This is a genomic window from Gammaproteobacteria bacterium (assembly GCA_028817255.1).
Classification (GTDB): domain Bacteria; phylum Pseudomonadota; class Gammaproteobacteria; order Porifericomitales; family Porifericomitaceae; genus Porifericomes; species Porifericomes azotivorans.
The window spans coordinates 1-10,870 of record JAPPQA010000053.1; the positions used below are offsets into that span (position 1 = coordinate 1).

Annotated in this window: 9 protein-coding genes; 6 read left to right on the forward strand and 3 right to left on the reverse strand. The window is 67.8% G+C overall.

Annotation, left to right across the window (positions count from 1 at the left end; translation table 11 throughout):
* The 6 genes from lptD to OXU43_02705 form a co-directional block, all read left to right on the forward strand.
* On the forward strand, positions 1 to 2,422 hold a 2,422-nt coding region (gene lptD / locus OXU43_02680; protein ID MDD9824065.1), incomplete at its 5' end, for an LPS assembly protein LptD.
* Positions 2,406 to 3,710, forward strand: a complete 1,305-nt coding sequence (locus tag OXU43_02685; GenBank protein MDD9824066.1) for a peptidylprolyl isomerase — start codon at positions 2,406 to 2,408, stop codon at positions 3,708 to 3,710. The genes lptD and OXU43_02685, both read left to right, overlap by 17 nt.
* Positions 3,710 to 4,807 (forward strand): 4-hydroxythreonine-4-phosphate dehydrogenase PdxA, encoded by a 1,098-nt coding sequence (gene pdxA / locus OXU43_02690; GenBank protein ID MDD9824067.1) that lies wholly within the window; start codon positions 3,710 to 3,712, stop codon positions 4,805 to 4,807. Before OXU43_02685 ends, pdxA begins: the two co-directional genes overlap by 1 nt.
* Complete coding sequence (gene rsmA / locus OXU43_02695) at positions 4,804 to 5,619, forward strand: 16S rRNA (adenine(1518)-N(6)/adenine(1519)-N(6))-dimethyltransferase RsmA (protein ID MDD9824068.1); 816 nt, start codon at positions 4,804 to 4,806, stop codon at positions 5,617 to 5,619. Before pdxA ends, rsmA begins: the two co-directional genes overlap by 4 nt.
* A 6-nt stretch (positions 5,620 to 5,625) precedes the next feature.
* Positions 5,626 to 6,207: a TRAP transporter small permease subunit gene (locus OXU43_02700; protein ID MDD9824069.1), complete on the forward strand. Its 582-nt coding sequence runs from the start codon at positions 5,626 to 5,628 to the stop codon at positions 6,205 to 6,207.
* Positions 6,207 to 7,529, forward strand: coding sequence for a TRAP transporter large permease subunit (locus OXU43_02705; protein MDD9824070.1), 1,323 nt, complete (start codon positions 6,207 to 6,209; stop codon positions 7,527 to 7,529). Before OXU43_02700 ends, OXU43_02705 begins: the two co-directional genes overlap by 1 nt.
* Here OXU43_02705 and aroE read toward each other — a convergent pair.
* Genes aroE through OXU43_02720 form a run of 3 tightly spaced genes read right to left on the reverse strand, consistent with a single transcriptional unit; the run spans position 7,453 to position 10,793 of the window.
* The gene (gene aroE / locus OXU43_02710) at positions 7,453 to 8,406 is read right to left on the reverse strand and encodes a shikimate dehydrogenase (protein MDD9824071.1); all 954 of its coding nucleotides are present in this window, start codon (positions 8,404 to 8,406) and stop codon (positions 7,453 to 7,455) included. The genes OXU43_02705 and aroE overlap by 77 nt on opposite strands.
* 23 nt (positions 8,407 to 8,429) lie before the next feature.
* Complete coding sequence (locus OXU43_02715) at positions 8,430 to 9,485, reverse strand: cyclic nucleotide-binding domain-containing protein (protein MDD9824072.1); 1,056 nt, start codon at positions 9,483 to 9,485, stop codon at positions 8,430 to 8,432.
* 36 nt (positions 9,486 to 9,521) lie between these two features.
* On the reverse strand, positions 9,522 to 10,793 hold the full coding sequence (locus OXU43_02720) for an ammonium transporter (GenBank protein ID MDD9824073.1): 1,272 nt from the start codon (positions 10,791 to 10,793) through the stop codon (positions 9,522 to 9,524).
* Positions 10,794 to 10,870: the final 77 nt, after the last annotated feature.

Consider the following 10,870-nt stretch of genomic DNA (forward strand, 5'->3'; position numbering starts at 1 on the left):
GGCGGGGATGGCGGCGGCTTGCGGTATGATGCGCGGGGCGCGAATCCCGGCGCTGGCGGGCGGCGCTTGCGGGGCGCGAGATCGGGAGAGGCATTTGTTCGGCAGCGTTGCATGGAGGGAAGCGGGGGGGCCGGCAAAATGCCGGGACGGCAGGGCGGCGGTCGGGGCCTTCGGGGGCCGGCGCCTGCTGGCTGTCTGGTCGCTCGCGCTGGGGTTGTCGGCGTCTTCTTTGGCGGCGGCGCGGGGTTTGTGTCCCGCGCAATCGGCGCCGGAGGCGCCGCCGGCGGAACTGCCCGCCGGGGAGCTGCGGCTGGAATCGCGGCGCGCGAATTATTTTGTGGGCGGGGAGGTCCTGATGCAGGGCGACGTGGAACTGGCCCAGGGTCGGCGGCGCCTGCGCACGGAGTCCCTGCGTTACGACACGCAGACCCGGCAGGCGTGGGCGGACGCGCCCCTGGAGTATCGCGACCCGGTGTTGCGCCTGCGCGGGCGGCGCGGCAGTTTCGATGCCGCCTCGGGCAGCGCGCGCTTTGAGGAGGCGCATTACTTGCTGCCGGCGACGGGCGGTAGGGGAACGGCGGATGTCCTGCAAAATGACGGGGACGTGACCCGCCTGGAGGGGATTGATTACAGCACTTGCGCGGGAGATGCCGGGTTCTGGCGCCTCCATGCCCGCCGCATGCGGCTGGATCGCGCCGCCGGGGAAGGGCGGGCGCGGCACCTGGTGCTGCGCTTTGGCGGCTTGCCGGTGCTGTACGCGCCGTTCTTTTCCTTCCCCCTGGACGAACGGCGCAAGACGGGGTTCCTGACGCCGCGTTTCGGCATCTCCACCAGCACGGGCGCGGATCTGCGCGTCCCCTATTACTGGAACCTGGCGCCCGACCGGGATTTCACTTTCGCCTGGCGCGGCATGGAGCGCCGCGGCCAGATGCTGAGCGCGGAGTATCGGCGCCTGTGGCGGCGCGGAAACGGAAGCCTGTACGCCGAGGGCTTGCCGCGCGACCGTAAGGATCGGGACCGCGGCCGGGGGCTGGTCTCGCTGCGCCTGGATTGGGATGCGGGGGGCGGCGACACGGGGACGAGGCGCTTGCGCCTGGACGCGGAGCGGGTTTCCGACCGGCGCTACCTGCGCGATTTGGGCGCCGGGATCGGGCTGAGCGCCAGCCGCCTGTTGCAGCAGCGCGCCGAGGCCGACTATCGCTTCGCGCATGGGGGCGCGCATGGCGGCTGGACGCTGCTGTTTCAGGGATACCAGAGCCTGGACGAGGACATCGCGCCCGCGGAGGAGCCCTACCGGCGCCTGCCTCGCTTCTTGTTCGACTATGGGCGGCAGGCGCCGCGGGCCGCCGGCGGGCCCGGTTTCTCGGTGCGCGGGGAGGGAGCGTATTTTGACCGTGACGCGGGGCCCGCGGGCGCGCGTCTGGACCTGCGGCCCGCGCTGTTCTGGACGCGGCGCGGCGCGGCGGGCTTCCTGCGCCCGGAGGCGGCGCTGCGCTATACCCGCTACGCGCTGGATCGCAGGCAGGCAGGGACGCCGGCCGTGCTGGAACGCTGGCTGCCCAGCCTGGAACTGCGCGGCGGGATGTTCTTTCTGCGCCCCGTGCGCTGGTTGCGGCGCGATTATCTGCAAACCCTGGAACCGCGGCTCTATTACCGCTACGCGCCGCACCGGGCGCAGGCCGCGCTGCCGGTCTTCGATACCGGGCGGACGGCTCTTTCGGCGTCCTCGCTGTTTTATCCGGACCGCTTCACGGGGGCCGACCGGGTGGGCGACGTCAATCGGCTGACCCTGGCCCTCAGTTCCCGCCTGCTGGCGGGCGACACCGGCGGCGAGCGGGGGCGCTTGACCCTGGGACAGGCGTATTTTTTCCGCGACCGCCGGGTGGGGTTGCCCGGCGAGGCGCCGCAAGACGCCGCCGTGTCGCCGCTGTTGCAGGCGCTGTCGCTGCGTCTGCCGGCAGGGTTCGAGCTGCGCCAGCAGTGGGATTGGGACCCGGAAGACGCCGGCACCGAACGCTGGACCCTGGGCTTGCGCTACCGGGATTTGCAGACGCGGCGCTTGTTGAATCTGCACTACCGGTACCGGCGCGCCCGCGCCGGCGGCATCGGCGGCGCGGCGGACCGGGACCTGCGGCAGGTCGGTCTTTCGTTCCGCCGGCCGTTGGGGGCGCGGTGGGCGCTGTTTGGCCTCTGGAATCACTCTCTGGCCGCGCGCCGTCCGCTGGAATGGATCGGCGGCGCGCAATATCGTTCCTGCTGTTGGGCCCTGCGCCTGGTGGGCCGCCGCTTCCTGACAGGAAAGGATCGGGAGTACACTAGCAATATCTTTTTGCAGTTGGAGTTGCTGGGCCTGGCCGGGATCGGTCGCGCCGGCGGCAACCTGCTGAGGCGGAGCATCCCGGGTTATGAAGACGACTGGTAGCAAGCGGCCAACGGTTCCCGTGCTGTTGGCGGGAATCCTGTTTTGCTGGGCGGGCGCGGGCCATGCCCAATCGGTGACCCTGGATCGGATTATTGCCGTCGTCAACGACGATGTCGTCTTGCAGAGCGAGTTCGAGAACCGCGAGCGCCTGCTTCAGGAGCGGTTGCGGAAGGAGGGGACGTATATCTCCAATCCTCTGATTATTAAGAAACAGGTGCTGGATCTCCTGATCATGACCAAGCTGCAGTTGCAGCAGGCGACGGTCAGCGGCGTTACGGTGGAGGAGGGGGTGCTCGACCGCATGGTCGGCGATATCGCCGCGCGCAACGGCATGTCGGTGGACGGGTTTCAGCGGCTGTTGGAGGAGGACGGTTTCAGCTATGAGGGCTTTCGACAGGGAATGCGCGAAGAGCTGCTCGTTCGGCGGCTGCGTTCGCAGGAGATTGACACCCGCGTCTCCATCAGCGAGGAGGAGATTGATTATTATCTGACTACGCTGGAGAGCCAGGGAGGGATGGGCCGGGAGTACCGCCTGCAGCATATCCTGATACTTGAGGGCGGTGAGCCGGAGGAGATGCGTCAGCGCGCCGAGGATCTGCGCAAGCGTCTGGAGGGCGGGGAAGATTTCGCCGCGCTGGCCGAGGAACTCTCGGACGCGGAAGATGCCGCCCAGGGCGGCGACCTGGGCTGGCGGCGGTTGCCCGAAGTGCCTACCGTTTTCCTGGAGCATGTGCCCAACCTGGAGGTGGGGGGTTTCACCGGCCCCTTCGAGGGCGGGGACGGTCTGCACTTTGTGCGGCTGGCGGAGGTGCGCGCCAGCGACCTGTTCATGGAGGAACAGACCCGGTCGCGGCATATCCTGGCGCGCGTGGAGGAGGGAAACGACGGCACGGAGGCTCGGGAACTCATTGCCGGGCTGCGCGAGCGGCTCGAGCAGGGCGAGGATTTCGCGGCCCTGGCCGCGGAATATTCCGATGACCTGGGCACTTCTACCGAGGGCGGCGCCCTGGGCTGGGTCGGCCGGGGGGCGCTGGATCCCGCTTTCCAGCAGGCCCTGGACGATCTGGAGCCGGGGGAACTCAGCGAGCCCTTCCGTTCCTCCTTCGGTTGGCACGTTGCCCAATTGCTGGAGCGGCGCCGCCAGGACCGCACCGAGGACGCGCGCCGGGAACAGGCCCGTGAAACGATACGCCGGCGCAAGAGCGAGAACGCGTACAAGTCCTGGTTGCATCAACTGCGCGACGAGGCATATGTAGAGTACCGCCTGGACTGGGGCGAGGAGCTCTAATGGCCGAGATGCCAGGCCGGATGCCGCGGCTGATCCTGACACCGGGCGAACCCGCGGGCATCGGGCCGGACTTGGCGGTGTCGCTTGCTGCCCGGCCGCCGGCGGCGGAGTTGGTCGTCGTTGCCGACCCGGAATTGTTGCGCGAACGTGCCCGGCGCCTGGATCTTGCCCTGCGGATCGCAGAGTTCCACGATGCCGACCCGCCCAGCCCGGCCCGCCCCGGCGTCCTCAAGGTTTGGCCCCTGCCGCTGGCGGCGGCCGTGCGTTGCGGCCGGCCTGATCCGGCCAACGCCCGGAGCTTGTTGCAGGCTTTGGAGCGCGCCTGCCGGGCTTGCCTCGCCGGGCGTTTTACCGCCTTGGTGACGGGGCCGCTGCACAAATCCGCGATCCGGGCGGCGGGCTTCCCTTTTACCGGGCACACAGAGTATCTCGCCGATCTGTGCCAGGTGCCGCAACCGGTGATGCTGCTGGCCGGCGGCGGCCTCCGCGTGGCCCTGGCGACCACGCACCTGCCCCTGGCCGACGTGCCCGCCGCGATTACGCCGCGGCGGTTGCGGGCAGTGCTGGTCGTTCTGTGTCGCGACCTCGGACGATACTACGGGCTCGCCGCGCCCCGCATCCGGGTCTGCGGGCTGAATCCGCATGCCGGCGAGGACGGGAGTCTGGGCGATGCCGAGCGGCGGGTGATCGCCCCCGTGCTGGACGAATTGCGCGCCGGTGGGATGCGCCTGGAGGGGCCGCTGGCGGCCGACACGGCCTTTGTCCCTGCCGGGAGCGGCGAGGCGGGGCCGGCCGGCGCCGGTGGCGCAGACGCCGTGCTGGCCATGTACCACGACCAGGGGCTGCCGGCGGTCAAGGCCCTGGGTTTCGGCGAGACGGTCAATATTACGCTGGGACTGCCGTTCCCGCGCTGCTCCGTGGATCACGGCACGGCGTTGGCGTTGGCGGGCACCGGTCGCGCCCGGGCGCACAGTCTCCGGGCCGCGTTGCGCCTCGCGATGGAGTTGTCCGCCGGTTGCGGGCACGGGCAGGAAGCTGCGCCTGCCGGTGCGGCAGCGGGCGTTGCGCCCCGTTTGCGGCAGGGAGAGGCCCGGTGAGGGCGGCCGGGCGGAGCCGCGCGCGCCGCCGTTGGGGGCAGCACTTTTTGCGCGACCCGGATGCGATCGCGCAGGCGGTGGCGGCGATCGCGCCGCGCCCCGGCCAGCGCCTGGTCGAGATCGGACCGGGGGACGGCGCCCTCACTGGCCCGCTGCTGGACGCCGCCGGCGCCCTGGACGCAGTGGAGAAAGATCCGGCGCTGGGGGACCTGCTGTGCTTGCGCTACCCTCCCGCCCGCGGATTGCGCCTGTACCGGGCGGACGCGCTGCGCTTCGATTACCGGCGCCTGTGCGTCGGCGGCGGCCGCTTGCGCCTGGTGGGCAATCTGCCGTATTCCATTTCCACTCCCCTGCTGTTTCTGCTGTACGACTTGCGCGAATGCCTGCATGACATGGTATTTATGCTGCAAAGGGAAGTTGCGGAACGGCTGGTCTCCGCGCCGGGCAGCCGCCGTTACGGACGGCTTTCGGTCATGATGCAGTGCCGTTTTTCCATGCGGCGGCTGTTCGATGTGCCGGCGGCGGCCTTTGCCCCGCCGCCGCGCGTGGAGTCTTCCATGCTGCATTTCGCGCCGCGCGCCGCCCCCCTGTGCGGCGCCGCCGACCCGGCGCTGTTCGCGGAGTTGGTGCGGCGCGCTTTTTCCGGCCGGCGCAAGCTGTTGCGCAATGCCCTCGCCGGGTTCCTGGATATGCAACGCCTGGAGGCCGCCGCCATCCCTGCCTCGGCCCGCGCCGAAGACCTGGCGCCGGAAGATTACGCCCGGCTGGCGGCACCGGTTGGCCTCGGCGAGCCGCGCCTTTCCGGGCGCTGACGGGATATGCCCCGCGTTGTGCACAGTCCGCGGCAATCCGGCAGGCCCGGTCGGGTATGGCCGTCGCTGTGGCGACAGACGGAACGGCTGGAGCGGGGCTTGGCGGCCATAGGAGATCGGGTGGGGCGGCTGGTGGCTTGGTCAATCCCGGCCATGGTGCTGGTCGTTTCCTACGATGTCTCGATGCGGTTCCTGTTCCACCGGGGTTCGGTGGCGCTGCAGGAACTGGAGTGGCACCTGTTTTCCCTGGTCTTCCTGCTGGGTGCGGCCCATACCCTCCGTTGCGGCCAGCACGTGCGCCTGGACCTGTGCTACCGCAGCCGGTGGCTGAACGACCGGCGCCGCGCCTGGATCGATCTGCTGGGAGGGCTGTTTTTTCTGGTGCCTTTCTGCCTGTTGGTTATCGCCAGTTCCTGGAACTTTGTCTCGCAGTCCTTCGTGCATGCGGAGGTTTCCCCCGACCCGGGCGGGCTGCCCTATCGCTGGCTGCTCAAAGCGGCGATCCCGTTCGGTTTCGGTTTGCTGTTGCTGCAGGGGGTGGCGGATATCCTCGGCAATCTGCGCCGCCTGTTCGGCGAGGACCGCTGATGCAGACCTGGGCTCTGCTTATGTTCCCGGTGCTGTTTCTGTTGCTGCTGCTCGGGTATCCGGTGGCCTTTACCCTGGGGGCGGTCGCCCTGGTTTTCGGCTGGCTGTTCCTGGGGCTCGATTTTTTCGGGCTATTGCCGCTGCGCATCTGGGGGGTGATGACGAATTTCACTTTGTTGGCGGTGCCCTTGTTCGTTTTCATGGGAATGGTGCTCGAGCGCTCCGGGCTGGCCGCGGATCTTCTGGAAACCGCCGGCCGGTTATGCGGCAGGCGCAGGGGCGGGCTGGCCTTTGCCAGCGTGCTGATTGGGGGATTGTTGGCCGCCACTACCGGCGTGGTCGGCGCGACGGTGGTGACCATGGGCGTCATCGCCCTGCCTGCTATGCTCAAGCACGGCTATTCCCCGTCTCTGGCCTCCGGTACGGTAGCCGCCGCCGGGACGCTGGGGCAGATCGTCCCGCCGAGCATCGTCCTGATTCTGCTGGGGGATGTCATGGGCGTCCCGGTGGGCAGGCTGTTCGTCGGCGCCGTGTTGCCGGGGATGCTGCTGATATTCCTGTATCTGCTGTATATCCTGCTGGTTGCCTGGCGGCGGCCGCAAGCGGCGCCGGCGGTAGCGCCGGCGGCGGCCGAGGGGCTGGACGGGGACCTGGTGCTGCGTGCCGTCTGCGGCCTGTTGCCGCCTCTGCTGCTGGTGGCTGCCGTGCTGGGCTCGATCTTTCTGGGCATTGCCTCTCCTACCGAGTCGGCGGCGCTGGGCGCCCTGGGCGCCGTGCTGCTGGCTGTTGTCCGCGGGCGGCTGAACCTGGCCGGCCTGTACCAGGCGATGCTTCAGACCCTGCGCCTGACCAGCATGGTGTTTCTCATCCTGATTGGCGCCACGGCCTTCGGGCTCGTGTTTCGCGGCATCGGCGGAGACGCCGCCATCTTCGGATTCATGACCTCCCACTTCAGCAGTGCCGCCGGGTTTCTGCTGGCCAGTATGGTCCTGATATTTCTGCTCGGTCTGTTTCTGGACTTCCTGGAAATCTGTTTCATCGTGGTGCCGGTGCTGGCCCCGATCGGCGTCTATTTCGGGTTGGACCCGCTGTGGCTGGGTCTGTTGATCGCTTTGAATCTACAAACCGCCTTCCTCACCCCGCCGGTCGGGTTTTCCCTGTTCTATCTGAAGGGAGCGGCGCCGAGCCTTCCCCTGAGGGCGCTTTATCGCGGGATCGTTCCTTTTGTCTGCATACAAGTCGCGGTCATCGTTCTGTTGGCCTCTTGTCCGCGTTGCGCCCTCTGGTTGCCCGATCTGGCGGACCGCCTGCAGGGGCTGTAGCGCGGTCCCCGCGCATCCGGCGCTCGCGTCCCCGGCGCAGGGCCTCCGCCACCGGCCGGGTATCGGGCCGGACGCCGCGCCACAGGAGAAATGCCTCGGCGGCCTGCTCGATTAACATGCCGAGCCCATCCTCGTTGACGCCCGCCCCCTGGCGCTCCGCCCAGCGCATGAACGGGGTGGGCTGGTCGCCGTAGGCCAAGTCGTAGCAGGCGCCTCCAGGCGCCAGCAGACCGTCGGCCAGGGGCGGCAGCCGGCCCTGAAGGCTGAGCGAGGTGCCGTTGACGACGAGCTCGAACTGCCGTCCCTGCAATTCCGGGTAGCCAACGGCCTCTACGTCCCCTTGCGCGGCAAAGGCCGTCGCCAGCCCGCGCGCGCGTTCCAGGGTGCGGTTGGCGATCACCACCCGCGCGGGGCGTTCGTCCAGCAACGGCCCCAGCACGCCGCGCACGGCGCCGCCCGCGCCCAGCACCAGGACCCGAGCGCCGGCGATGCAAAGGCCCAGGTTGTCGCGCAGATCGCGCAGCAAGCCGGTGCCGTCGGTGTTGTCGGCATAGCAGCAACCGTCCGGTCCGAACCACAGCGTGTTCGCGGCCCCCGCCCGCCGCGCCTGCGGGCCGGGGCTCTGCGCCAGCCGGTAGGCCTCGCTCTTGAAGGGCACGGTCACGCTCAACCCCTTGCCGCCGGCGCGCCGGAACTCGCGCACGGCCTGTTCGAAGCGGCCGGGGCTTACCTCAATCGCCCGGTAGCGGATTGCCTGGTCCGTCTGCCGGGCAAACAGGGTGTGAATGTGGGGGGATTGGCTGTGCCCGACCGGATGCCCCATCACCGCATAGTCGTCGCGGACGGCGGGAGAGGGGCGGTCTCCAGGCGCGGCCATGGCGCCTCGCGCCTCCGCCTCTTTCATGTTTTGGTTTTTTCCAGACCGCCGCGCAGGCAATAGGCTTCCATGCCCTGCTGGTTCAACAGATAGGCCCCGGTGGAACTGCGGCGCCCGGAGTTGCAGTACAGAATGTATTTGCATTTCGGGTCCAGGGTGTCCGACTTCAAGCGCAGCATGATCAGCGGGATGTGCAGGCTGCCGTCGAACCCGTTTTCCTGGTGTTCTCCCTCCAGGCGCACGTCCAGCCAGCGGGCCCCGGATTCCTGCACCATCTTTTGCGCCTCGGTCAGATCCACCCATCGCAGCATGGGTTCACTCAGGAGTTGCTCGAAGTCCTTTTTGGAGAGGCGCATCAGTATGCCGTCGCTGAGCATTTTGACATTGGCGTTGCGGACGGCGCCCGAGAGCAGCGCCTCTTCTCCGAAGGACGCGCCTCGCTGCAATATGGCCAGTTGCATTTCCTTGCCCCCGGGGGCCGTGCGCGTCACCGCGCATTTTCCCTGGCGGATGAGGTAGAAATAGTCGCCGGGGTCGCCCTGCTTGATGACGAGGGCCCCTTTCTTGTACGACACCTTCTCTATGCGCATGAACATGGCCTGGATGTTGGCGGGCGGCACCTTGATAAACGCCTTGGATTTCAATATCAGGGTCATCCAGTCGCCGGTTTGGTCCGAGTCGGGATCCTCGGATTCGGGCAGTTTGCCTTTCAAGTCCGGCGTTTGGTCCAGGGTCAGCGCGATGTCGAGTTGCTTCCTGTCAATTGCCATGACCAGGCTTTTTTCCCCGGCTACGGCAGTGCACCGCCGGGGTTGGAACGGGTGGACCGGCTTCTTGCCGGTTGCCGTGGATATCGAACCCGCGCGCAACACTTCTTCCCCTTTGCCGGTTTGCAGCAGGATGCTGCCCCTGAGCAGGTAGTAGGCGCTATTGTCCGTTTGATCCTTTTTAAACAGGACCTGGCCCTTGGGGACCATCAGCAATTTGGTGTGTTCGCAAAGTTTTTGCAGGAGCTTCGGCTGCAACTGATTGGGCGGGAAAGCCTGTTTTAATAGGGTGATGGCCTGGCGCTTGTCCATAGAACGGTTCTCTCCGGAACGCGCAGGCTCCGGTAATCATAGATTGTAGCCTCTTTCGTCATGCAGCACTATATCCAAACCTTCCGTTTCTTCCTCCTCGTTGACCCGCGCTCCCTGGCACAGCAACTTCGTCGCCCAGATGAAAACGGCGCTGAGGACGGCGCAATAGCCGATGGTGACGACGATGCCCGTCGCCTGGGCGGCGAGTTGTCCGCCGATGCTCTGAATGTCCGCTCCGAAGCCGTTTCCGCCCATGGACTCGGCGGCGAAGGGGGCGGTCAACAGCGCCCCGACGATCCCGCCCACGGCGTGTACGCCGAATACGTCCAGGGAGTCGTCGTAGCCCATGGCCCTCTTGAGGCTGACCGATGCGTAGTAACATGCGCCGCCGGCCGCCGCGCCGATAATGAGCGCCGCCAGGGGGTTGACGCTGCCTGCCGCCGGGGTAATCGCGACCAGTCCGGCAATTGCCCCCGAGGCGATGCCCAGCACGGTCGGTTTTCCGTAGCGCATCCATTCGCAAGACATCCAGACGAGCGCCGCCGCCGCTGCCGCCAGTTGCGTGACCACAATGGCCATTCCAGCCACGCCGTCGGCGGCCAGGCCGCTGCCGCCGTTGAAGCCCATCCACCCTACCCATAGCAGGGAGCCGCCCAACACCGTGTAGGCCAAGTTGTTGGGGCGCATGGAGATATTCGGGTAACCGCTGCGCTTGCCCAGCATGATCGCGGCGACCAGCCCGGCGACCCCGGCATTGATATGCACTACGGTGCCGCCGGCAAAATCCAGGACGCCGAGACCGCCCAGCCAGCCGCCTTCGCCCCAGACCCAGTGGCAGACGGGCACGTAAACGAAACTGAACCAAAGGGCGGTGAATAGCAACAGGGCCGAGAACTTCATGCGCTCGGCGACGGCCCCTACGATCAGGGCCGGGGTGATGATCGCGAAGGTCATCTGGAAAGCCATGAATACCGCCTCCGGGATTTCGCCTGCCATTGCCCCCGCGTGCAGGCCGTGGAGCAGCAGCCGCTCCGTGCCGCCCAGCAGGGCGCCCGTGCCCGTGAGCGCCAGGCTGTAGCCGTACAGTCCCCACAGGACCGATACCAGCGCGGCGAGGGCAAAGCATTGCATCAGTACGGAGAGCACGTTTTTGCTCCGCACCATGCCGGCATAGAACAGGGCCAGGCCGGGAAGGGTCATCAGCAGCACCAGCACGGTGGCGACCAGCATCCAGGCGGTGTCCCCCTTGTCAATTGCCGCTTGTGCGACGGCTGGATACGGGAGGAGGATTGCCGCCAGGAACGCGATGACGGACGCCAGATTGCGGCGCCCGCGCCGGGGTTCCGGCGACCGTCGTCCGTCTCTCCCGGTGGCGGCGCGCGCGG